At 66.2% G+C, this 22,909-nt stretch carries 17 protein-coding genes; 9 read left to right on the forward strand and 8 right to left on the reverse strand.

From position 1 onward, the window contains the following. Positions 1–170: 170 nt before the first annotated feature. Positions 171–2,384, reverse strand: coding sequence for a DEAD/DEAH box helicase (locus ASF61_RS17205; protein ID WP_056158479.1), 2,214 nt, complete (start codon positions 2,382–2,384; stop codon positions 171–173). Positions 2,385–2,564: 180 nt separating this feature from the next. Here ASF61_RS17205 and ASF61_RS17210 point away from each other — a divergent pair, with 180 nt between their 5' ends. Continuing rightward, on the forward strand, positions 2,565–3,623 hold the full coding sequence (locus tag ASF61_RS17210; protein WP_156369624.1) for an alpha/beta fold hydrolase: 1,059 nt from the start codon (positions 2,565–2,567) through the stop codon (positions 3,621–3,623). A gap of 308 nt (positions 3,624–3,931) precedes the next feature. Here the strand turns inward: ASF61_RS17210 and ASF61_RS17215 are convergent, their stop codons facing one another. Beyond that, the gene (locus ASF61_RS17215; protein ID WP_056158482.1) at positions 3,932–4,312 is read right to left on the reverse strand and encodes a hypothetical protein; all 381 of its coding nucleotides are present in this window, start codon (positions 4,310–4,312) and stop codon (positions 3,932–3,934) included. Positions 4,313–4,550: 238 nt separating this feature from the next. Here ASF61_RS17215 and ASF61_RS17220 point away from each other — a divergent pair, with 238 nt between their 5' ends. From ASF61_RS17220 to ASF61_RS17235, 4 genes are all read left to right on the forward strand, one after another. Continuing rightward, a complete protein-coding gene (locus ASF61_RS17220; protein ID WP_056158485.1) occupies positions 4,551–6,197 on the forward strand; it encodes a M28 family peptidase in 1,647 nt (548 codons plus the stop codon). A gap of 156 nt (positions 6,198–6,353) precedes the next feature. After that, positions 6,354–9,383 carry a polymer-forming cytoskeletal protein gene (locus ASF61_RS17225; RefSeq protein ID WP_056158488.1) on the forward strand — a complete coding sequence of 1,010 codons (3,030 nt, stop codon included), beginning with the start codon at positions 6,354–6,356 and terminating at the stop codon, positions 9,381–9,383. A gap of 83 nt (positions 9,384–9,466) precedes the next feature. Further along, on the forward strand, positions 9,467–10,168 hold the full coding sequence (locus ASF61_RS17230) for a dienelactone hydrolase family protein (RefSeq protein ID WP_056158492.1): 702 nt from the start codon (positions 9,467–9,469) through the stop codon (positions 10,166–10,168). Positions 10,169–10,176: 8 nt separating this feature from the next. Further along, positions 10,177–10,620: a thioesterase family protein gene (locus ASF61_RS17235; protein WP_056158497.1), complete on the forward strand. Its 444-nt coding sequence runs from the start codon at positions 10,177–10,179 to the stop codon at positions 10,618–10,620. 22 nt (positions 10,621–10,642) lie between these two features. Here the strand turns inward: ASF61_RS17235 and ASF61_RS17240 are convergent, their stop codons facing one another. Then, a complete protein-coding gene (locus ASF61_RS17240) occupies positions 10,643–11,140 on the reverse strand; it encodes a DUF3016 domain-containing protein (protein ID WP_056158502.1) in 498 nt (165 codons plus the stop codon). A gap of 212 nt (positions 11,141–11,352) precedes the next feature. On the opposite strand from ASF61_RS17240, the gene ASF61_RS17245 reads away from it, so the two are divergent. The 3 genes from ASF61_RS17245 to ASF61_RS17255 all read left to right on the forward strand — a co-directional run bounded on the left by ASF61_RS17245 (position 11,353) and on the right by ASF61_RS17255 (position 15,938). Beyond that, positions 11,353–13,278: a PhoX family phosphatase gene (locus ASF61_RS17245; protein ID WP_056158505.1), complete on the forward strand. Its 1,926-nt coding sequence runs from the start codon at positions 11,353–11,355 to the stop codon at positions 13,276–13,278. Positions 13,279–13,470: 192 nt separating this feature from the next. After that, positions 13,471–14,976 carry a response regulator gene (locus tag ASF61_RS17250; RefSeq protein WP_056158508.1) on the forward strand — a complete coding sequence of 502 codons (1,506 nt, stop codon included), beginning with the start codon at positions 13,471–13,473 and terminating at the stop codon, positions 14,974–14,976. Between the two features lie 164 nt (positions 14,977–15,140). Then, positions 15,141–15,938 carry an alpha/beta fold hydrolase gene (locus tag ASF61_RS17255; protein ID WP_082491779.1) on the forward strand — a complete coding sequence of 266 codons (798 nt, stop codon included), beginning with the start codon at positions 15,141–15,143 and terminating at the stop codon, positions 15,936–15,938. Between the two features lie 14 nt (positions 15,939–15,952). Here the strand turns inward: ASF61_RS17255 and ASF61_RS17260 are convergent, their stop codons facing one another. From ASF61_RS17260 to ASF61_RS23450, 3 genes are all read right to left on the reverse strand, one after another. Next, a complete protein-coding gene (locus ASF61_RS17260; RefSeq protein WP_056158511.1) occupies positions 15,953–17,401 on the reverse strand; it encodes a GAF domain-containing sensor histidine kinase in 1,449 nt (482 codons plus the stop codon). 63 nt (positions 17,402–17,464) lie between these two features. Next, positions 17,465–17,971 (reverse strand): hypothetical protein, encoded by a 507-nt coding sequence (locus tag ASF61_RS17265; protein WP_056158514.1) that lies wholly within the window; start codon positions 17,969–17,971, stop codon positions 17,465–17,467. A 130-nt stretch (positions 17,972–18,101) separates the two neighbouring features. Further along, positions 18,102–18,371, reverse strand: coding sequence for a hypothetical protein (locus ASF61_RS23450; protein WP_156369625.1), 270 nt, complete (start codon positions 18,369–18,371; stop codon positions 18,102–18,104). 246 nt (positions 18,372–18,617) lie between these two features. On the opposite strand from ASF61_RS23450, the gene ASF61_RS17270 reads away from it, so the two are divergent. Then, entirely contained in the window at positions 18,618–19,007 is a 390-nt protein-coding gene (locus ASF61_RS17270) for a hypothetical protein (protein ID WP_056158517.1), read from the forward strand. A gap of 13 nt (positions 19,008–19,020) precedes the next feature. On the opposite strand, the gene ASF61_RS17275 is transcribed toward ASF61_RS17270, so the two are convergent. Next, on the reverse strand, positions 19,021–22,029 hold the full coding sequence (locus tag ASF61_RS17275) for a CHASE domain-containing protein (protein WP_229205901.1): 3,009 nt from the start codon (positions 22,027–22,029) through the stop codon (positions 19,021–19,023). Positions 22,030–22,080: 51 nt separating this feature from the next. Then, positions 22,081–22,788, reverse strand: a complete 708-nt coding sequence (queC, locus tag ASF61_RS17280; protein ID WP_056158520.1) for a 7-cyano-7-deazaguanine synthase QueC — start codon at positions 22,786–22,788, stop codon at positions 22,081–22,083. Positions 22,789–22,909 lie beyond the last annotated feature (121 nt).

Raw genomic sequence — 22,909 nt, forward strand, 5'->3', positions numbered from 1 at the left:
TCCACGCGATGACAGCAGCGTGACGCCAGCGTGCCAGGCACCATGTTGGTACTTTCACAAGCTGCTTCTGGTGCGGCCGGGCGCGCGGCCGGCGGCGCCTGCACCGTGTTCGTGCGGAAATAAAAAAAGGGCCTAACGGCCCTTTTCATTGGTACAGCGTGCGCGGCAGGTCAGTATTTCTTGCCTGGCGCGGCCTTTTTCTTGGCCGCTGCCGGTTTCGGCGGCGTCGATTTGCCCGACTCCGGCGGCATGCGGTCGGCGTGGCTGATCTTCAGCTGGGCGCCGCCCACCCAGACCTTGCCGAGGCTCTTGAACAGTTCGTTGGGCATGCCGTCCGGCAGTTCCAGCATCGTGTAGGTATCGAAGATCTCGATGCGGCCGATCAGGCGTGCTTCCAGCCCGGTCTCGTTGGCGATGGCGCCGACGATATTGGCCGGGGTGACGGCGTTGGCGCTGCCCACTTCCACCCGGAACGCGCTCATCGGCACGCTGACCTTGGCCGGTTTTTCCTTTTTCTTCTTCGCCGCCGCGTCGCCTGCCTCGCTGGCGGCGGCCGCCACGGTGCGCGACAGCGGCGATGCGGCCGGACCGGCAGCAGCTGCCGGGGCTGCTGCAGGCTGGGCAGCGCGGGCCGGGACCGGGCGTGCAGCCGGCGCGGCTGCCGGGGCGACGCCGCCGTTGTCACGGCGGATGCGCAGCGCCTGGCCGGCGACCTTGATGCCGGCCAGGTGCTCGAGCACGTCGCCGGCGAGGTCGTTCGGCATGTCCAGCACGCTGTAATCGTCGTAGATTTCGATGCGGCCGATGTGCTTGGAGTCGATGCCGCCTTCGTTGGCGATGGCACCCACGATATTGCCCGGCTTGACGCCATGCTGGTAGCCGACTTCGATGCGGAAGGTTTCCATGCCGGCGTCCGGCGCGCGCACGATGCGTTCCTTTTTCGGGAAGCGCTCGCTGCGGTCCGGGCGGTCGCCACGGTCGAAGCGGTCGCCACGTTCCGGGCGGTCGAAGCTGCCCGCGCGCGCCGGCCGCTCTTCCCACTGCGTGACCTGCTTTTTATCGAGCAGCAGCGGCACGTCGCCGCGGGCCATCTTGGCCAGGGCGGCAGCGATTTCGATGGCCGGCACGTTCTGTTCGCGCTCGAAGTCTTCGATCAGCGACTGGAACTGTTCCAGTTCGCCCTGGGCCAGGGTGTCGGTGATCTGCTGCTTGAACTTGGCGATGCGCACGTCGTTGACGGCCTGGATGGTCGGCAGTTCGAGCATGCCGATCGGCTGGCGCGTGGCGCGCTCGATCATTTTCAGCAGCCCTTTTTCGCGCGGCGTGATGAACAGGATCGCTTCGCCGCTGCGGCCGGCGCGGCCGGTGCGGCCGATGCGGTGGGTATAGCTTTCCGGATCGTGCGGCACGTCGTAGTTGACCACGTGGCTGATGCGTTCCACGTCGAGGCCGCGCGCGGCGACGTCGGTGGCGACCAGGATGTCGATCTTGCCGTCCTTGAGCTGGGCAATCGTGCGTTCACGCTGCGCCTGCTGGATGTCGCCGTTGATGGCGGCCGCGGAAAACCCGCGCGCCTGCAGCTTCTGCGCCAGCTCCTCGGTGCCGAGCTTGGTGCGCGAGAAGATGATCATGCCGTCGAAATCTTCGGCTTCCAGGATGCGGGTCAGCGCATCGAGCTTGTGCATGCCCGACACCAGCCAGTAGCGCTGGCGGATGTTTTCGTTGGTGCCGGTCTTGGCGGCCACCGTCACTTCCTTTGGATTGTGCAGGTAGGTGTTGGCGATGCGGCGGATGGCCGACGGCATGGTGGCCGAGAACAGCGCGGTCTGGCGCGATTCCGGCGTCTCCTGCAGGATGCGTTCGACATCGTCGATAAAGCCCATGCGCAGCATTTCGTCGGCTTCGTCGAGCACCAGCGTTTTCAGCTTCGAGATGTCGAGCGAGCCCTTGTCCAGGTGATCGATCACGCGGCCCGGGGTGCCGACCACCACGTGCACGCCGCGGCGCAGCGCCGACAGCTGCGGGCCGTAGCTCTGGCCGCCGTAGATCGGCAGCACGTGGAAGCCGGGGATGTGGGCGGCGTAGGTCTGGAATGCTTCGGCAACCTGGATCGCCAGTTCGCGCGTGGGCGCCAGCACCAGCGCTTGCGGCGCGGTCTGCCGGATGTCGATGCGCGACAGGATGGGCAGCGCAAAGGCGGCGGTCTTGCCGGTGCCGGTCTGGGCCTGGCCCAGCACGTCGAGGCCGTCGAGCAGCAGCGGAATGGTGGCGGCCTGGATCGGCGATGGCGTTTCGTAACCGACGTCCTTGAGCGAACGCACCAGCGGTTCGCTCAGATCGAGGTCGGAAAACAGGGTAACGGGGGAGATGGGGGTGTCAGACATGGCGTCACTCGCAAGTATGTTCGAATCGCCTGATTGCGAAAGAAATTTGCGCATAGTTTACCCTGTATCAGCTGTGCCAGCGGCAAATTGCTTGAATTCCGGCCATTTAAGCGCTGTTTAAGCGAGAAAACTGCCGATTTACACTAGATTGGCCGCATCCCACGATAGGAGAACTTCAACATGGTCGTATCCACCACGCCGCGCGCACTGGCGCTGGCCATCACCCTCGCCGTCCTGGGCCAGAGCGCGCCGGCCGGCGCCGCTGTGGAAGCCACCACGGCGAACAGCGTCAAGCACGACTACCGCTACGGCCCGCGCCTGGAAGGGTTTCGCTATCCGTATCCGCTGCAGCAGTTCGATCTCACGTCGCAGGGCGTCCCGCTGCAGATGGCCTATATGGACGTGGCGCCGACAGCGCGCGGCCAGGGCGATGGCCAGACCGCCGTGCTGCTGCACGGTAAAAACTTCTGCGGCGCCACCTGGGAAGACACGATCAAGGCGCTGACCGGGGCCGGCTACCGCGTGGTGGCGCCCGACCAGATCGGCTTTTGCGCGTCCACCAAGCCGGAGCACTACCAGTATAGCTTCCAGCAGCTCGCCGCCAATACCGACGCCCTGCTCAAGCACCTGGGCATCGAGCAGGCGATCATGATCGGCCACTCGACCGGCGGCATGCTGGCCACCCGCTATGCGCTGATGTATCCGCAGGCGACAGCCAAGCTGGTGATGGTCAACCCGATCGGGCTGGAAGACTGGAAGGCGCTCGGCGTGCCGGCACGCAGCGTGGACCAGTGGCGCGAGCGCGAACTGAAGACCACGGCCGACAGCATCCGCGCCTACGAGCGCAAGACCTATTACGGCGGCACCTGGAAACCCGAGTACGAGCGCTGGGTCGACATGCTGGCCGGCCTGTCGAACGGTCCGGGCAAGCAGCTGGTGGCGTGGAATTCGGCGCTGATCTACGACATGATCTACACCCAGCCCGTGGTGTACGAATTCCCGCTGCTGAAAGTGCCGACCGTGCTGCTGATCGGCGACGCCGACACCACGGCCATCGGCGCCGACATCGCCCCGCCCGACGTCAAGGCCAGACTCGGCCACTACAAGCTGCTGGGCAAGCAGGCGGCCAGGGCGATTCCAGGCAGCCGCCTGGTGGAATTCTCCGGCAAAGGTCATGCCCCGCAAATGGAAGACCCGGCGATGTTTCACCGGGCGTTGCTGGAGGAGCTGGGGCGCTGAGTAGCGCGGATGTCAGCTCGCCAGGGCAAGCTCGGTAGCGTAACTTGCGGGATCGCAGCGCCAGCCTCCCTGTCATAGCAGCGGCCGAACCCGTCATTCCCGCGCAGGCGGGAATCCAGTTTTACGCGCGCGGCACGTTGAGATTGGATCCCCGCCTGCGCGGGGATGACGGTGCTGCCTACTTCAGCCGTGCTGCCAGCTTTCACCGGTGCTGGTGGCACCGGTGCGCTGTCTTTTTCCGCGGGTGGCTCGGACGGGCATTGGATCCCCGCCTGCGCGGGGATGACGGATCAAGCGCTGACGGTGCCTTACTTGACTGGCGCTGCTGGCGCGGCCGGGGTCGCTGGTGCTGCTGGTGCTGCCGGTGCTGCCTTGCCCGGCGCCGGGGCTGGCGGCACTGGTGCGCCGTCTTTTTCAGCTGGCGGCGCGGCCGGCTTCATTTTTTTGGCATGCGTTTTCTTTGCATGTTTTTCAGCGTGCTTGGCTTCCGGCGCCGGGGTGGTGGCGCCTGGCGCTGCCGGTGCACCCATCGGCGCTGCTGCCGGCGCTGGTGCTACCGGTGCCGGGCCATGGCCTGCTGCGTGGACCGGGGCAGGGGCCGGGGCGGCTGCCGGGGCAGGCGCAGGGGTTTGGGCAAAGGCGGCGCCGGCGACGACGGTGGCGATCAGGGAGGCAATGATTTTCTTCATGATATGAAATCCTTAAAATCGTTTATAACGTTTATCTGGTTTATATGGTTTTAGTAACTGACCCTGCTTTTTTTCTTCATGGCCGCCTGTTGTGTCGGTCATGAGCAAAAAACGCCGCCGCCCCGCCCGGCGTTGACCGCGATTACACTCCCTTACACTCTGCCGGCGATACTTACAGTTGCTTACAGACGGCGCGAAAGTGCAGTAAGATGGTCCGCTTTCACGTCACGGAGTCCTCATGCGTCTTACCCCGCTCGCCCTCGCCGCCGGCCTCGCCATCCAGGCCGCCGCCCCCGTCATGGCCGATGACCAGGCCGGACAGCCGGTCGTCACCGAGGCGCCACTGCGCGCCCACCTCTCGTTCCTGGCCGACGACCTGTTCGAGGGACGCGGCACCGGTCAGCGTGGCGGGCTGCTGGCCGTGCGCTACCTGGAAACCCAGGCGGCCGTGATCGGCCTGCAGCCGCTGGCAAACGGCACCTACCGCCAGTCCGTCAACATCGAGGGCACCCGGCTGCTGCCGGGCAGCAGCCTCAGTTTCGACAGCGGCGGCAAGACCATCACGCCCAAGGTCGGCGAACAAATCCTGATCGGCACCATGAGCGGCAAGGAGCAGGTGACCATCGATGCGCCGCTGGTCTTCGTCGGCTATGGCGCCGAGGCGCCGGAAGAACGGTGGGACGACTACAAGGGCGTCGATGTCCAGGGCAAGGTGCTGGTGATGATGGTCAACGACCCGCAACCGACCGCCGAGGAACCGAACCGTTTTGCCGGCAAGGCCTATACCTATTACGGCCGCTGGCTGTACAAGTACGAGGAAGCCGTGCGCCGCGGCGCTGCCGGCGTGCTGCTGATCCACACCACGCCGTCGGCCTCGTATCCGTGGAGCGTGCCGGCCAACGGTTTCGGCCACGAACGCTTCCACCTCAAGGGCAAGGGCAACCCGGTGGAAGGCTGGCTGCAGGAAGAGACGGCGCGCACGCTGTTCGCTGCCGCCGGCTTCGATCTCGACACGCTGCGCGCAGCCGCCGAGCGGCGCGATTTCAAGCCGGTGGACCTGAACACCCGCGTCCATGGCCAGTTGCGCAGCACCGTGCGCCAGATCGAGGAATTCAACGTGGCCGGCATCGTTCCCGGCACCGACGCCACGCTCAAGGAGCAGGCGGTCATCTATTCGGCGCACTGGGACCACCTGGGCATGGACGACGCTGGCGCCGACCACGGCCAGCACGACCGCATCTACAACGGCGCCATCGACAATGCCTCGGGCAGCGCCGCCCTGCTGGTGATGGCTGCCGAAGCGGTCAGGCATCCGGCCAGGCGCACGCAGGTGTTCCTGTGGCCGGCCGCCGAAGAACAAGGTTTGCTGGGCGCGGCCGCCTACGTGCAACACCCGGCCTGGCCGCTGGACAAAACCACGGCCGACCTCAACCTCGACAGCATGAACTTCGTCGGCAAAACCTCCGACATCGGCGTGGCCGGCGCCGAGCGCAGCAGCCTGTACGACGCCTCGGCTGCCGTCGCCAAACAGATGGGGCTGACGCTGGCGCCGGCCGTGCCCGACCTGTCGGGCGCCTTCTTCCGCGCCGACCATTTCGTCTTCGCCAAGGCCGGCATCCCGGCCTTCAATGTCGGCTCGGCCGTGTTCTCGGGCGACGGCCACTTCACGTTCGTGAAAGACCTGGACGCCTCGCGCGCCAAGCTGGTCGCCTTCAAAAAGGACTACCACCAGGTGACCGACGAATACCGTCCGCAGTGGGACCTGTTGGGCATGGTGCAGCAGGCCCAGTTCACGCTCAACCTCGGCTACTACGTGGCCAATGCCCCGGCCATGCAGACCTGGAAGGCCGGCGAAGCGTTCGGCAAGGTCAAACGCAAGCGGTAAGCGTGCAGTTTAGCCACAGCGGAATATGCCAGCAGGCAACTCCTAGAGGTAAAGCGCCTATAATTCAGGCAGGCGTTTTACCTGAGAGAAATAATGTTGCGCGTAATATGGCGATTGATATGGCGATACCTATGGCGATCCCTGTGGCTGGGCTGGATGATGTCGGTTGCCGTCACCGCCCAAGCCACCAGTTTCGATGGCAAGGGCAAGGCGCCCGCCACCTGCACGCTCAATGGCAGCACCTACACCTGCGCCACGATTTTTGCCGATGCCAACGATGTTGCCGATATCGCCGGCGGCATCACCGTGCTGGTGACATCGGACCTCACGTTCGGCTACTTCCAGGACCTGCGCATGGCCGCCACGGCGCGCCTGGAGACCACGGGCAGCTACGACATCGCGATCACCAATACGCAGCAGAATAACTTCAGTACCAACGGCGCCACCATCAAGGCGGGCGGCGACTTCTCGCTGGGCAATGGCAAAACCATGGCCGCCAACATCATCGGCACCAACGTCAGCCTGGTCGGCTCGTCATCGAAGCTTACCGGCACGATTACCGCCAGCGGCGCGGTCGATATCGTCAGCGGCTCGGAAGTGACGGGCGCGGTGTCGGCCGGGTCTGCCGTGGTCCGTTCCAACGCCAAACTCGGCAGCACGCTGACCGTCAACAACGGCGGCGCCATCACGCTCGAATCGGCAGTCACGATCGCCGGCGCCGTCTCCGGCGGCTCGATCACCACGTCCTCGAACGTGACGCTCAACGGCCCGGTCAATGTCAGCGGCCAGGCATTGTTCGACTCCCAGAGCATCGTCTACGGCACCGTCAACGCCGGCTCGCTGGTGCTGAAGTCGGCCAACGCCACCATCAACGGCAACGTCAAGGTCACGGGCGACGTGACGCTGGAAAACAGCACGGTGATCAATGGCGACCTCGATGCCAGCAACGTCAAGACCGGCGACTCTTACGCCAAGATCAACGGCAACGCAGCGGTAAACTCGATTTACTTCGGCTACGGCGGCACCGTGTCGAAAGTGATTACCTGCAAGGCGCCGCCGCCCAATGCGCCGAAATGCAGCTGCGTCACGACCGCCTCGACTTACTCGTACAGCCCCACCTGCGCCGCCGGCTCCCCGCCGCCGCCCGCCAGCGTCCACCATTTCCAGATCACCCACAGCGGCAATGCGCTGACCTGCCAGCCGCAGACGGTCACCGTGACCGCGTGCGCCAACGCCGCGTGCACCGCGCCGCACTACACGGGCAGCGTCAAGACCACGCTGCAACCGGGCGGTGCCGAGTTCACCGTCGTCAACGGCAGCAACAACGCGGCCACCGTCAGCCGCAGCACGGCGGGCACGGCCACGCTGTCGGCCAGCGGTGCCGCAAATGCGTCCACCTGCGTCAACGCGGTGGCCGGCGGCACGTCGTGCGACATGGTGTTCAGCGACCGCGGCCTGACGCTGTCCGTGCCCGATCACGTGTCGATGACCACCGCCAGCGTCACGGTCCAGGCGCTCAAGTCGGCGTCCGCCCCCAACGCCGGCAAGAGCTGCGTGCCGCTGCTGGCCAATACCACGGCCACCGTCAATTTCAGCTGCAGCCAGCTCAACCCGGCCAACGGCGCCAAGCCGCCGGTGGCGCTGAAGAACCAGGACGCTGCCGGCTACACCAGCGTGAGCTGCGGCAGCGGCAGTACCGGCGTGCCGCTCAAGTTCGACGCCAACGGCCTGGCTGTCGCCAGCCTGCAATATCCGGAAGCGGGCAATGTCGGCCTGTCGGCCAGTTACACCAGCGGCACGCTCGGCGCCAGCACGCCGGCAGCGACCGCCTTCACGGTGGCGCCGTTCGCGTTCCGGCTCAAGGCCACGCGCAGCACCACCACGCCGGTCCTGCCTGCCGGCGTGTTCGCCCGCGCCAGCGAACCGTTCACGCTGCAGATTGCAGCCGTCAATGCGCTGCCGGACGACCCCAATAATCCGGATGCCAATGTCACCAAGAATTTTGGCAAGGAAAACACACCGGAAAGCGTCAAGCCCGGCATCACCGTGACCGCGCCGGCCGGTGGCGGGGGCACGCTGACGGGCAGCTTCGTGCTCGTCAACGGCGTTGCCAGCGGCACCTACAGTTTCGACGAAACGGCAACGCTCGCCATCACGGCAGTCAGTGCCAATGCCAGCGGCTATTACCTGGGCATCCAGGCCAGCGGCTTCAATACCCGCGGCACGCTGAACCCGGGGCGCTTCATTCCCGACCATTTCGACACCGCCCTGCCCGCGCCGCTCACCGACACCAACGAAGGCGACACCATGGATTGCACCAACACGGGCGGCCTGGTGCAACCGTGTAACAAGCGCCTGGTCTATTCGGGCCAGCCGTTCCAGCTAATCGTGACTGCCTACAACGGCGCCGGTGCGGTCACGAAAAACTACACGGGCAGCTATGCCAAGACGATTACGCTGGGCAGCTGGAGCGACTCCAACGATACGGCCACCACCAAGGCCGTGGCCATCCCCAGCATCGGCTGGACCGGTGCGGCCGGCGCCACCCGCTACACGTTTACCGATGGTGTGGGCAAGCTGGTCCCGGACGCCCAGGGCAAATCCAACCTGCCCTACTTTGCCTTTGCCGCCGCCAGCACGCCCAGCAATCCGACCCGCTTCGTGGTGCGCGCCAGCGATGGCGATGGCGTGTCGTCGCAACGCAGCGTGCCGGTCGAGCAGGAACTCACCGCCATCAGCGGCCAGCTGTACATTGCCCCCGGTTTCGGTTCCGCCACGGCGCCGATGCCGGTCAACCTGGAAGCGCGGTTTTACGTAAACGGCGCCTACCGCATCAACCCCGCCTTCAACGGCCCCACGCCGGCGGTGGTCAGCGGCGCGCTGTTGTTGAGCAATTGCCAGAAAGCACTGGCCGCCGATCCGAAGACCGGCGCCTGCAACAGCGCCGGCCAGTTGAAACTGTCCGGCAAGGCGCAGCAGAATTTCAAGAACGGCAAGGCCAGCTTCTTCGTGCAAGGTCCGCAGGTCGGCCCCGGCGCAGTCGGCATGTCGCTGCGCGCACCGTGTGCGACGGGTACCACGTGCGCCGTGACCGACTGGATCGGCTACCTGCCGCGCACGGTTGGCAACCTCACCTTCGGCATCTACCGCGCCGGCCCGGTGATCTATACGCGCGAAGTCTACTAGCCGGCCGCACGCGCCGGTGGCGTACGGCAGCGCGGTAAAAAACACGGTACGATGGCCGTTTTCCCCATCTACCAAGGAGCACCATGGAAACGAATTCGCAATGGATCGACATCAAGACCGACGACGGCAGCTTCGGCGCCTACCTGTCGCTGCCGCGCGGCGGCAAGGGTCCCGGCATCGTCTTGCTGCAGGAAATCTTCGGCGTCAATCAGCACATCCGTAACGTGGCCGACCAGTACGCGGCCGACGGCTACGTGGTGATCGCTCCCGACCTGTTCTGGCGCGACAGCGCCCGCATCGAGCTGACCTACGACGAAGCCGGCTGGAAGCGCGCGATCGCGCTGATGAACGCGCTGGACTTCGACAAGGCCCAGTCCGATATCGCTGCCACCGTCAAGACGCTGCGCGCCCACGAAGGCACGGCTGGCCAGAAGATCGCCGCCCTGGGCTTCTGCATGGGCGGCCTGCTGGCATACCGCACCGCCGCGGACGGCCTGGTCGATACAGCCGTGGCCTATTACGGCGGCGGCATCCAGAACGGTCTCGATCGCGCGGACGACATCCAGGTGCCGCTGCTGATGCACTTCGGCAGCGCCGACAGCCACATCCCGAACGAGGCCGTGAAAACCATCGCCGAGCGTTTCGAGGGCGTGGAAACGGTGGAAATCCATGTGTACGACGGCGCCGAGCACGGCTTCAACTGCAACCACCGCGATTCGTACAACCAGCGCGCTGCCGTCGAAGCCCACGGCCACACGCTGGTCTTCCTGAGCGAACAACTGTAAGGACCGCCATGGCCCGCCTGCAACTCGATTTCCCGGACGATCAATATTATTTTTCCACCCAGCTCACCGTGCGCCACACCGACATCAATGCCGCCAATCACCTCGGCAACGATTCGATGGTGTCGATGATCTCGGAAGCGCGCGCCCAGTTTCTGGCGGAATTTGGCGTCGAGGAAATGGACAGCAGCGGCGCCGGCATCATCGTCACCGACCTGGCCACGGCCTACCGCGCGGAAGCGCATGCGCGCGACCACCTGCTGTTCGAAGTGGGACTGATGGATTTCAACCGCTACGGCGGCGATATCACGTTCCGCGTCACGCGCCCGCGCGACGCCACGCTGGTGGCCATGGCCAAGTATGGCTTCGTGTTCTTCAACTACCGCACCGGCGCGGTCACGCCGATGCCGGCAGCGTTTGCGGCCAAGTTCCCGCGCGTAAACCGCATCGCCTGATTGCCCAGGCCGGCTGCCAGGCTTACCTGGCGGCCGTCTTGGGCGCGATGGTTTTCTCGAACCAGTCGTCGATCATCTGTTTTTCGTAGCGCAGCGGGTCGCTGTCGGACAGCCGCGTGAGGCGCTGCTGGTACATCATGTTCGACAGCTCGCTCTCGCCGCTGCGCAGCACGGCGCCGTTTTCCTCCAGCGTGTAACGCAGCGTCATGTGCGGCCAGTCGGCGCCGCCGGTCATGACGCGGATATCGTCGCCGCCCGAGCGGCGCGGCCACAGCCGTCCGGCCAGGTCGATGTCGAGCACCTCGATTTTCAGTTGCTGGCCCGGCGCCAGCTTGTTGTCGAAGCTCGAAAAATACTGGGTGAAGTCCTTGAGCAGGCGCTCGCGCTCGATCTGGCTGCGCGGCACATCGATGAATTCGTCGGGCTTCACATAGCTGACGCTGACCTGGGCCCAGGCCGCGCCGGTGGTGGCGGCCAGCAGCGCCAGGGCCACCAGGGAAGATTTGATCGTCGGGCGCATCGCGCACTCCTTCGCAGACATCATGGGGAAGTAAACAATATAGCCCGTTTGCCGACGCGCCGCGCAGTTTGATGCGATTTGTTACCAATCATCGCCAATCGCGCGCCGATGTCACGCTGCGGTCATCTGCGGTCGCTAACATTGCGGCCGTCGGGATGCAGCGCCATCCCCTCGCCCGAGCCTTGACCCAAGCCTTAACTCCAGGAATGAATATGACCGAGCAGCCCGATGTCTCCCGTCGCCGTATCGTCCAACTGTTTGCCGGCCTGCCGCTGCTGCCGCTGGCCGGCGGCAGCGCGGCCGCCGCATTGTTGTCCGCCTGCGGCGGCGGCAACGACAGCGCCGCCCCCGCCACCAGGCTGATGGCCGTCACCTTTACCGGCATGGCCGCGCCCACGCTGGCCGATCCGGCCAAGATGGCCACCACCACGGTCGGCTCGGGCATGAACGCCACCTACTCCGACGGCAAGACCCAGCCGTACGCGCTGGCGTACCAGACCTTCTTCATCACCGGCGCCCAGGTACCGAACGGCAGCGGCGGCACCACCCTGTCCGGTGGTTACTACGACATCAACAACCGTCCGATCATGGACAACAGCGGCAGCAGCCCGCGCCAGTTCTTCTCCGACTGCCCCGACGGCACCTCGCTGCTCAAGCTCGACGCGCCCACGGTGGCCGGCGTCAAGGGCAACACCGTGTTCGCGGTGGTGCAGTTCGAATACACGTCCGCCAACCTCAAGGGCGACTCGATGTACGGCATGCTGCCGTCGCCGATCGCCGTGCTGACGCTGGACCAGGACAAGACCACCGGTGCGCTGACGCTGGTGAAATACCACAACGTCGATACCAGCGCGGCCAACGGCCTGTGGATCACCTGCGGCGCCAGCCGCTCGCCGTGGAACACCCACTTGTCGAGCGAGGAATACGAACCGGACGCCACCGCGATTGCCACCGACAGCCAGTTCGCCGGTTTCTCGCGCAGCCTGTACGGCGACGCCACCCGCGCCAACCCCTACCACTACGGCCACATGCCGGAAATCACGGTCAACCCGGACGGCACCGGCAGCTGCAAGAAGCACTACTGCATGGGCCGCATCTCGCACGAACTGGTGCAGGTGATGCCCGACGAGCGCACCGCGCTGATGGGCGACGACGCCACCAACGGCGGCCTGTTCATGTTCATCGCCGACAAGGCGCGCGACCTGTCGAGCGGCACCCTGTACGTGGCCAGGTGGCAGCAGACGTCGGTCGCCAACGGCGGCGCCGCCACGCTGCAATGGATCAAGCTGGGCCAGGCCAGCAGCGCCGAGATCAAGGCCCTGGCCGACACCCTGAAGGCGGCCGACATCCTCGACGTGCGCACCACCGATCCGGCCGACGCCAGCTTTACCCGGATTCCGTTCAGCGGCCGCAGCAACTGGATCCGGATCAAGCCCGGCATGGAAAAGGCCGCCGCGTTCCTGGAAACCCACCGCTACGCCGCGCTGGCCGGCGGCAGCATGGGCTTTACCAAGATGGAAGGCACGACCGTCAACACCCGCGACAAGATCGCCTACACGGCCATCTCGGCGATCGGATCGGCCATGACCAACGGTTCGGGCGGAATTGCGATTAAGGGGCCGAGCGCCGGCGCCGTGTATGCGCTGAACCTCAAGGACGGGCAAAAGGACACCGGCGGCGCGGCCATCGACAGCGCCTGGGTGCCGGTGGACATGGCGGCCGTGCCGGCCCTGCTGAGCGAAGACCTGGCTACGCCCGATGCGCTCGGTAACACGGCCAATGCCGACAAGGTGGCCAACCCGGACAACATCAAGTTCTCGGAAAAGCTGCGCACGCTGTTCATCGGCGAAGACAGCGGCACCCACGTCAACAACTTCCTGTGGGGTTACAACGTCGATACCAAGGTGCTCACGCGCCTGCTGTCCACGCCGTCCGGCGCCGAATCGACCGGGCTGCACGCGGTGGACGACATGAACGGTTTTGCCTACGTGATGAGCAACTTCCAGCACGCCGGCGACTGGTCGAGCACGCTGCACGCCAAGGTGCGCACCACGCTCGACCCGCTGATCCGCGCCAACTACCGCGACCGCTACGGCGCAGCAGTCGGCTACCTGACCGGCTTCCCGCTGCTCGGCTAGCACCGGCCAACGTTTCCTTCAGTGGTCCTGTTACCCGCAGCGCGCGCGCCCTGCGGGTTTTTTTGTTAACGAACTGTTGCACGGAAGTGTTGCACGGCGTAACAGCTTTGTTTGTTGCCTGTTGTTAATAGCAATAACTGGGACTACAATCGAACGCTCACTGGTCCAGCCACTTTCAAGCGGAACGTTCCCATGTCTTTTTTGTCCTCTGCCACGCCCAAGTTAGCGCCATGGAAAGTTTTGCTGGTCGATGACGAACCCGACATCCACGACATCACCAAGCTGACCCTGACCCGCTTTCGCCTTGACGGCCGCGCACTGACCTTTTTGCACGCCTACAGCGGCGCCGAAGCGAAGGAAGTGCTGGCGCGCGAGACCGATATCGCGCTGGTCTTTCTGGACGTGGTGATGGAAAAGGAAGACAGCGGCCTGGAAGTGGCGCGCTGGATGCGCGAGGATCTGAACAACCAGTTCACCCGCATCGTGCTGCGCACCGGTCAGCCCGGCCAGGCCCCCGAGGAGCGCGTAATCGTCAACTACGACATCAACGATTACAAGGAAAAGACCGAGCTCGATCGCACCAAGCTGTTTACCACCACGTTTGCCGCGCTGCGCGCCTACCGCGACATCATGAAGGTGGAAGAGGCGCGGGTGCAGCAGCTCAATTACCGCGAAGGCCTGGAACGCGTGATCGCCGCCTCGGCCCATATTTTCCAGCAGCGCAATCTAAAAGATTTCGCCAACGGCTTGCTGCAGCAGGTGGTGGCGCTGCTGCGTCTCGAGCACAGCATGCTGCTGCGGCTGCGCGCGGCCACCGCCATTTCCAGCGTCAACGATTACGAGATCCTGGCCCAGATCGGCGATGAGGACGGCACCCTGCTCAGCCCCGACGTGCTGGCGCAGCTCGATGTCGCCAAGAGCAACAAGATCTCGCGCCTGCAGGGCGACACCTATGTCGGTTACTTCCCCAACAATAGCGGCAAGGCCTCGCTACTGATCCTCAAGGGGGTGGAAGAGATTTCCGAGATCGATACCAAGCTGCTTGAAATTTTCTGCTCGGGCGTGGCGATCGCCTTCGACAATATCCTGCTGACCCAGGAAATCACCGACACCCAGGCCGAGCTGATCCTGCGCCTCGGCGACGTGGTGGAATCGCGCTCGCACGAAGCGGGCAACCACGTGCGCCGCATGGCCGAGGTCTGCCACCTGCTGGCCACGGCCGCCGGCCTGCCCGACGACGAAACGGCGGTGCTGCGCCACGCCGCGCCGATGCACGACATCGGCAAGATCGCCACGCCCGACGCCGTGCTGCTCAAGCCGGGCAAGCTCGATCCGGCCGAGTGGGAGATCATGAAGCAGCATCCGACGGTGGGCCTGTCGATCCTGGACGGCTCGCAGCGGCCGATCCTGAAAGCGGCGGCCGTGATCGCGCACCAGCACCACGAAAAATACGACGGCAGCGGCTACCCGCAGGGCCTGAAAGGCGACGCCATTCACCTGTACGCGCGCATCGTTGCCGTGGCCGACGTGTTCGACGCCCTGATGCACAAGCGCTGCTACAAGGATGCCTGGCCGGTGACGCAGGTGGTGCAGCACCTGCGCGAGGTGGCCGGCCACCACCTCGATCCGCACTACGTCGACCTGCTGGTGGCGAATATGGACCAGGCGCTGGCGATCAACGAGCGTTTTCCGGACTGATTCCGCAGCGGCAGGGATGGTGTCGCGGACCTGGTCGAAAGGCCAGGCCCGGTCCCTGCATGAAGACCGGCACGCGCGTTTTTACGCCGGTCAGGGCGATGTTCGCTGCTAGTATCGGGCCTCCGGCGCGGCAGGGGCCGCGCCATCCGATACCAGGAGTAGACATGACCACATCCTTCGCCCGCCTGGGCAAACGCGCTGCGCTGGCCGCAATGGTTGCCGCTTCCGCCTTTGCCTTGCCGTCCGCCGGCGCCGCCGCTGGCGCCAAGCCCACCGTGGTGCTGGTGCACGGCGCGTTTGCCGATTCGTCGAGCTGGGACGGCGTGATCGCCAGGCTCGCACAGGACGGCTACACCGTGGTAGCGGCGGCCAATCCGCTGCGCAGCGTCCAGGGCGATGGCGCCTACGTGGCCGCGCTGGTCAACAGCATTGCGGGCCCGGTGGTGCTGGTCGGCCACTCGTACGGCGGCTCGGTGATCAGCGCTGCCGCCACCGGCGCCAGCAACGTCAAGGCGCTGGTGTACGTGGCCGCGTTTGCGCCGGAAGCGGGCGAGACGGCCGTCGGCCTGTCGGGCAAATTCCCGGGCAGCACCCTGGGCCCGGCCCTGGCGCCACCGGTCGCATTGGCCGACGGCGGCAAGGACCTGTACATCCAGCAGGACAAATTCCCGGCCCAGTTTGCCGCAGACGTGCCGGCCGCCAAGGCCAGGCTGATGGCGGCCGGCCAGCGCCCGATCACCGACGCGGCACTGAACGAAGCGTCGCCCGCGCCAGCCTGGAAAACCATCCCGTCGTGGTTCATCTACGGCACCGGCGACAAGAACATCCCGCCCGCCGCGCTGGACTTCATGGCCAAGCGCGCCAGTTCAAAAGAAACCATCGTCATCCAGGGCGCCTCGCACGTGGTCATGACCTCGCACCCCGCCGAAGTCGCCAGGCTGATCGCATCGGCCGCAAAATAAACTTCGAGGTAGATTTATTTGCGCTTGATTTTGGGGAAGCGCAGCTTGTAGTGGAGGCCCATGCCGGGGGCGCTGGCGACTTTGACGGTGCCGCCCAGGGCGCCCGTGACCAGGTTGAACAGGATGTGGGCGCCCAGGCCGCTGCCGCCGGTGCCGCGCTTGGTGGTGTAAAACGGGTCGAACAGCTGGCCCAGGGTGGACGTGTCCATGCCGACGCCGTCGTCGCTGTAGTCGAAGTTGACGAAGTCGCCGTCGGCCTTGCCGGTAATGGTGATGCGTCCCGGCTGCCCTTCTTCGAAGCCGTGCACCAGCGAATTGACGACCATGTTGGTGAGCACCTGCGAGACCGCGCCGGGGAAGCTGGCCAGGTTGATGTCGTCGTCGCAGTCGATCGCGATCGTGACCGGCTTGCCCTTGAGCTTGGGCTGCAGCGACAGCAGCACTTCGTCGAGGTACTTGCGCAGGTTGAAGCTGCGGATATCGTCGGACGACTGGTCCACCGCCACCTGCTTGAAGCTGCGCACCAGCGCCGCCGCCCGCTGGGTGTTGGTGGTCATGATGCGCAGCGACTGGTCGACAATGTCGAAGAACTGGTTCAAGCCGTCTTCGTCGAGGATGCCGGCCGCCAGGTCGGCACGGGTGAGCCGCAGTTCTTCCACCAGATGGCTGGTGGCGGTCACGCAGATGCCGAGCGGCGTGTTGATCTCGTGCGCCACACCGGCGACCAGCCGGCCCAGCGAGGCCAGCTTCTCTTGCCGTACCAGCTCGCCCTGGGCGTCCTTGAGCGACGTCAGTGCGTGTTCCAGCGCGGCATTCCGCTCTGCCAGCGCATCGTTGGCGTGGCGGATGTCGTCCTCGGCGCGGCGCCGTTCGGCCACCTCGTGCGCCAGCAGCGCCGTGCGTTCCTGCACCGCGCGTTCGAGCCGGTCCACGCTTTGCAGTCCGCGCAGCGCCGCCGAAACGTAGTCGGCCAGCAGCTCGAACAGGGCCTGGTCTTCGCTGTTGAAGGTATGGCGGCGGTCGTAGCTCTGGATGACCATCGCGCCCAGCACCTGGTGGTCCTGGTCCAGCAGCGGGCACCCCATCCAGTGCTCGGCAATGGTGCCGATGCCGAAGGCGGCGTTGTCGAGGCGCCTGGAGACGTGCTCGGCCGCCGTCATCACCATCGGCCGGCCGCTGCTGATGACAGCAGCCGTCGGCGATTCGCCGGCCACCATTTCGAACAGCTCGTCGGCAGGGGGCGCCGCATCGACCTCGTCGACGAAATACACGAAGCGCACCTGGTTGGGGGGCCCCTCTTCATCGCTGAGCGCGACAAAAAAATTGGCCGCATACATGATGCGCCCCAGCGCCGCATGCACCGACTGCAAGAATTCGCTGATATCGGTGCAACTGCTCGATTTGCGGCCGATTTCCAGCAGGATGGCCTGGACGGCTTCGAGGCGGGCGAGACGGTCTTCCATTCAATGTCCTGTAATTAGTACGCACAGGAAATATTATCAGTCAGCCCGGCCAACGGCCAGCAATCATTGCGGTTTACGGTAATCGTTGGCGATCCATGTGGCGGCGCTGGTCACGCTGAGCTTGAAGGTGGGCGCCACCCGCACCCGGGCCAGCTCTTCGCCATACGGATCGAGGGCGGTCAGCATGGCGTACGGATCGTCCTCGTCGGGCACGATGTCGAGCGTGACCTTGACCTGGCCGCCGTCATCGGTGTTGACGAACACGTTCTTGTGCAGCTGCGCATGCAGCTGCTGCTCGTGGCGGCGGATCACCTCGTTGGCGGTCTTGACCAGCGTGTTGAAGGCGCCGACATCGAGCGGCTTGGGATTTTTCTTGTCGCGGCCCATGGTCCAGGGACCGACCAGCGCCGGCTCCGGCTCGCCATCCTTGATCATCGCCACGGCCCAGCCTTCGTCGTCATCGTTCTTGATCACGCGCGCGGTCCAGCCATTGCCCTGCCACAGGCGCGGCTCCTGGACCGGGGCGTCGTCGTCGGGCGTATCTGGTGCTTCAAGGAAATCGTTGGGCATACTGTGGCTCGGCTGTCTTGGCATCGGGGGTGAAATGATAAGCCCCCGCTACCGGAACAACAATAGCCAGCCAGGCGGAACCCCGAAAAAGCCGTCGCGCCGCCCGCCTTCAGCCAACGCTGCAGCTAAATCAGCCGAGGCAGCTAAGGCAACTGAGGCAGCTGATACCGGGCCGGTGCGGCACCTGCGGCGGCTTCGGCGGCTTGTAGCGCGGGTCGATCGCCGGTTCCGGCTTGCGGTAGCTGAACGGCGTGATGATGATGGGTGGAATCGCCGGCGGCGCGGACGGTGGGCCCTTGGGGCCGCCGCCCGACGAGCGCCGGGCGCTGCGTTGGCGCCGGGTACGGTGTGGAGACGCGGCGGGGATCGATTGCCCCGCGCACCATGCAAGCCATGCCATGTTGTGGCCCTCCCTCAACTGGTCAGACATTCAGTATAGAACGGCGTAACGTTAAATCAAGGAACAATCGGACCGCCGGGCCGCCGGACCGCCGCTCACTGCCGCGCCACTGGTGCCCGCCTGCATGCGTTCCAGGCCGCCATTTCGGCGCCCTGTCGCAATCCGCTGGCTGCGCCAGGCCCCGCTCGCTACAGTTCAACCATGCCAAACGGCATCGAGCAAAGCAACCAACCACGGGGTCATACCATGAACAACACTGCCAAAAAACTGTTAGCCGCCGCCATCGTCTTCGTGGCCGCCATCGCACTGTGGGACGTCCTGTGGGGCAGCGATCTGCATGTCCACCTGGGCGACGAGGACTTCGACGGGCCGCTCGGCACCCTGTTCGGCCTGGCCCTGGCCGGCGGCGGCCTGCTGATCGCGGTGGTCGCCATCGTCTGCGCCGCCCTGTTCGTGGGCGTGGTGTGCGCCGGCGTCGGCATCGTGCTGGTCAGTGCGCTGGTGCTGGCCTCGGTGCTGGTGGTGGCGGCGATCTCGCCACTGCTGCTGCCGCTGCTCATTCCCGTGGGCCTGTACTGGCTCTTCACCGCGCGGGCCCGCCGCCAGCGCCGCGCCAGCTACCAGCCAGCCGCCTGATCGCCTAACCGTTTCAAGCGGAAGCGGCCGGGCCGTCAGGGCCCGGCCGGTCCGCCCCCACACTGTCCTGCAACGCCACCCGGTTACGCCCCGCGCGCTTGGCGCGGTACAGCGCCTGATCGGCGCGGATCAGCGCCGCGTCACCACCGGGCTGCCCCCCTCCCATCACCGCAATGCCGATGCTGACCGTGACGTGCAGGCGCACGCCGCCGTCGAGCTGCAAGGGGCTCTGCGCCACGCGCTGGCGCAGCCGCTCGGCAAACACGCTCGCAGCCGGCAAGGTGGTCCCCGGCAGCAGCATGGCAAATTCCTCGCCGCCCATGCGGCCCACCATGTCGATCTTGCGCTGCTCTTCGAGCATCAGCACGCCGAGCTGGCGCAGCACGGTGTCGCCTGCCGCGTGGCCATGTTCGTCGTTGATGCGCTTGAAGTGATCGATATCGAGTTGCAGCACGGCCGCGCAGGCGCCGAGGTCGCGCCGCAGCCGCGCTTCCTCGTCGGCCAGGCGGTGCATGAATTCGCGCCGGTTGGCCAGGCCGGTCAGGAAGTCGGTGGTGGCCAGCAGCCGTAATTCGTCGTGCATGCGGCGCTTTTCGGTGGTGTCCACGGTGGAGACGATGACGAAGTCCAGGCTGTCGGTGTGGCCGGGCATGACCATCAGGGTCAGTTCGTTGTGGCGCACCACGCCGTCGAGGCGGCGGAAGCTGCCCTCGCACACGAAGAAATGTTCGCCGCGCGCCAGCGCCGCCAGCGCCTGGGCAAACGCCGGCATGGCGGCAGCCTCGAAATTCTGCGCCAGCGTGACGTCGACCAGCCCTTGCGGACCGGCGCCCACCTGGCGGCGCGCCGCCGCGTTCAGGTCGACGATGCGCACCAGCGCGGCCAGCCGCGCCACCTGGCCCGGATTGGCGTCCAGGTAGCAGGCCATGTCGTCGATGCCGGACGCGGCCAGCTCGCCCAGCGCGGCATACAGCGCCGACCAGTCCTGCTCCCACAGCGCTACCGGCGCGTGGTCGTACAGCCGGCGGAAACGCGCCTCGCCGGCACGCACGGCCTGCGCGGCCTGGGCCTGTTCGATGGCGATGCCGGCCAGCCGCGCGGCCTGCTCGATCAGGGCGATGTTGGCCATGCTGGGCTGGCGCGCGTCGCGGTGGTACACGGCAAAGGTGCCGATCACCGCGCCGCCGGCGCCCAGAATCGGATCGGACCAGCCGGAGGCGATGCCGGCGCGCAGCGCCAGGTCGCGATGCGCGATCCACGACGGCGCATGATGCAGGTTTTCGGTGATCACCCGGCGCCCGGTCAGCACCGCTTGCACGCACGGCGCCGGCCACTGCTCGCCGTGCAGCGCGATGCCGTGGATGGCGGCGGTGAAGAATGCCGGCAGACTGGGGGCCGCCGCCACCAGCAGGCGCTCGCCCTGCTCGTCGAGCAGCATCACGCAGCACAGAAGGTCGTCGTTGGCCGCTTCCACGCCCGCCACCACGCTTTCGAGGATGGTCGCCAGCGGCGCGGCGCTGGCCAGCAGTTCCAGCACGCGGCGGCGGGTCTGCTCGCGCCGCTCGCCATGCACCCGTTCGGTGACGTCGCGGAACGACCAGATGCGCGCCGGCTCGCTGCCCAGCTGCAGGCCGCGCGTGTGCTGCTCGATCACGCGGCCGTCCTTCAGGCGCAGCAAGGCGTGCTGCGGACTTTGCCACTGGCCGTCCCGGTCCTGCAGCGGCGGATCGAGATCGAACTGGCCGTCCTCGGGACGCGAAAGCTGGGCGCGCAGATGCGCCATCAGTACCGCGCCGTCGCTGTCCCAGTCGAAGTATTCGGGCACATTCCACAGCTCGCGGAAGCGCCGGTTGGCGTTCAGGATCGCGCCCTTGAAGTCGTCGGCCAGGATGCCGTCGATGGTGGCGTCCAGGATGCTGCGCAACATGGCCTGGCTGCGTCCGGCGCTGTCGGCCATGGCCAGCAGGTTACTCTGCCCTTCCTCGAGCTCCGCCGCCAGCGCGTGGCTGCGCGCCAGCGCCTGGTGGGCCCCCACGCGGCCGTGCGCCAGGGTCCAGGTCAGGCAGGCCGCCAGCGCGCTGAGCAGGATTCCGCACAGCGCGATCAGGTGCATGCGGTCGGAGGCCACCGCATGCGCGGCGTACGGCGCGCCGATGCGCAGGGTCCAGCGGTGACCGCCCAGCGACAGCTGCTGGACACTGGTGCGCATCGGCGCCTGGGCGCCGTCGGCGGCGCTGCGGTAGACCAGCATGTCGGACCTGGCGCGGTCGCCGTCGTACACCTCGACCGCCAGCCCCGCCGTGTGCGGACTGTCCAGGCGCGCCATCACGTCGCGCAGACGAAACGGCGCGAACACCCAGCCCGCGATCGCCGCGCGCCGCGCTGCCACCGTGGTCACCGGCTGGCCGCTGGCGTAGAGCGGCAGCAGTATCAGGAACGCCGAGCGCGGCGTCTCGGCAGGATCGTTGAGCAGGCGTACGGCGGCCGTCATGGCCGGCAGCCCGGTATCGCGGGCGCGTTCGAGCGCGGCGCGGCGCAGCGGTTCGCTGGCGCCGTCGTAGCCGAGCGCGCGCAGGCTGAGCGCATTCGGCGGCTCGCTGTACACGGTGGGCGCGTACCAGGGACGGTCGCCTTCCGGGTAGATGCGGTAGCCGGGCCGGATGTCGGGCTGGCGCCGCACCGCCGCCTCGTGCGCGGCACGTTCGTTGGCGGGGACCAGCTGCATGTAACCGATCGACTGGATGCCGGGCCAGCGGCGCGCCAGGTTCTGGCCTTCGAGGTAGGTGCGGAACTCGCGCCGCGAGACCTGGTCGGAACTGTAGAACAGGCCCTGCACGCCATACAGCACCTGGACATAGGTCTGCATGCGCTGGTCGAGTTGATTGACCAGTTCGCGCACCCGCATCTCGAAATCGGCCTGCTGCTCCTGGTCGGCATCCTGGCGGGCGTCGCGCCACAACACGCCGGTTACGCCCAGGCTCACCGTCAGCACCAGCGCCGACAGGAAACGGGGCGACTGCACCAGCGCCGCCAGCGGGCGCCGGTGCAACGGCCGTAGCGCGGCCGGATCCACCTAGTGACCGGCGTTCACGAACTGCCGGTAGCCGCGCGCGCGCAGCTCGCACGCGGGGCAGGCGCCGCAGCCGTAACCCCAGTCGTGCAGCGCGCCGCGCTCGCCCAGGTAGCAGGTGTGGGTGCCGGCGCGGATCAGGTCCACCAGCGCGGCGCCGCCCAGCTCCTGCGCCAGTTCCCAGGTCTGGCGCTTGTCGCGCCACATGAGCGGGGTTTCGAGCTTGGTGCGGGTGTCCATGCCCAGGTTGAGCGCCACCTGCAGCGCTTTCATGGTGTCGTCGCGGCAGTCCGGATAGCCGGAAAAATCGGTCTCGCACATGCCGCCGACGAGCACCGTCAGGCCGCGCCGGTAGGCCACCGTGGCGGCCACCGTCATGAACAGCAGGTTGCGGCCCGGGACAAAGGTGTTGGGCAGGCCGTTGGCCTGGGTTTCGATGGCGATATCGTGGGTCATCGCGGTCTGCGAGATGCGCGAGATCAGCGACAGGTCGATCATGTGGTCTTCGCCCAGTTTGGCGTCCCACGCCGGATCGAGCGCGCGCAGGCTGGCCAGCAGTTGCGGACGCACCGTCAGTTCGACCGCGTGGCGCTGGCCGTAATCGAAGCCGATGGTTTCGACGCGGGCGTAGTGCTTGAGCGCCCAGGCCAGGCAGGTGGTGGAGTCTTGGCCACCGCTGAACAGGACCAGGGCGGAATCGGTTGGCAACATTGCTTTTCTTTCCAGATGATTCAACTATTATTAGTACGCCATGATTCGGGGCATTCCGGTACCATGCGCTCAATGCACCACCCCTGATGGAGTCTCATGTTACCGGCATCGCCCGCAAATA

It is taken from the genome of Duganella sp. Leaf126, from assembly GCF_001423125.1.
Lineage (GTDB): Bacteria > Pseudomonadota > Gammaproteobacteria > Burkholderiales > Burkholderiaceae_D > Rugamonas.

Excerpts from the sequence above, each read along its gene's own strand:
- ASF61_RS17205 (WP_056158479.1), bottom strand. The coding sequence starts at position 2,384 with ATGTCTGACACCCCCATCTCCCCCGTTACCCTGTTTTCCGACCTCGAT.
- ASF61_RS17210 (WP_156369624.1), top strand. The coding sequence starts at position 2,565 with ATGGTCGTATCCACCACGCCGCGCGCACTGGCGCTGGCCATCACCCTC.
- ASF61_RS17215 (WP_056158482.1), bottom strand. The coding sequence starts at position 4,312 with ATGAAGAAAATCATTGCCTCCCTGATCGCCACCGTCGTCGCCGGCGCC.
- ASF61_RS17220 (WP_056158485.1), top strand. The coding sequence starts at position 4,551 with ATGCGTCTTACCCCGCTCGCCCTCGCCGCCGGCCTCGCCATCCAGGCC.
- ASF61_RS17225 (WP_056158488.1), top strand. The coding sequence starts at position 6,354 with ATGATGTCGGTTGCCGTCACCGCCCAAGCCACCAGTTTCGATGGCAAG.
- ASF61_RS17230 (WP_056158492.1), top strand. The coding sequence starts at position 9,467 with ATGGAAACGAATTCGCAATGGATCGACATCAAGACCGACGACGGCAGC.
- ASF61_RS17235 (WP_056158497.1), top strand. The coding sequence starts at position 10,177 with ATGGCCCGCCTGCAACTCGATTTCCCGGACGATCAATATTATTTTTCC.
- ASF61_RS17240 (WP_056158502.1), bottom strand. The coding sequence starts at position 11,140 with ATGCGCCCGACGATCAAATCTTCCCTGGTGGCCCTGGCGCTGCTGGCC.
- ASF61_RS17245 (WP_056158505.1), top strand. The coding sequence starts at position 11,353 with ATGACCGAGCAGCCCGATGTCTCCCGTCGCCGTATCGTCCAACTGTTT.
- ASF61_RS17250 (WP_056158508.1), top strand. The coding sequence starts at position 13,471 with ATGTCTTTTTTGTCCTCTGCCACGCCCAAGTTAGCGCCATGGAAAGTT.
- ASF61_RS17255 (WP_082491779.1), top strand. The coding sequence starts at position 15,141 with ATGACCACATCCTTCGCCCGCCTGGGCAAACGCGCTGCGCTGGCCGCA.
- ASF61_RS17260 (WP_056158511.1), bottom strand. The coding sequence starts at position 17,401 with ATGGAAGACCGTCTCGCCCGCCTCGAAGCCGTCCAGGCCATCCTGCTG.
- ASF61_RS17265 (WP_056158514.1), bottom strand. The coding sequence starts at position 17,971 with ATGCCCAACGATTTCCTTGAAGCACCAGATACGCCCGACGACGACGCC.
- ASF61_RS23450 (WP_156369625.1), bottom strand. The coding sequence starts at position 18,371 with ATGGCATGGCTTGCATGGTGCGCGGGGCAATCGATCCCCGCCGCGTCT.
- ASF61_RS17270 (WP_056158517.1), top strand. The coding sequence starts at position 18,618 with ATGAACAACACTGCCAAAAAACTGTTAGCCGCCGCCATCGTCTTCGTG.
- queC (WP_056158520.1), bottom strand. The coding sequence starts at position 22,788 with ATGTTGCCAACCGATTCCGCCCTGGTCCTGTTCAGCGGTGGCCAAGAC.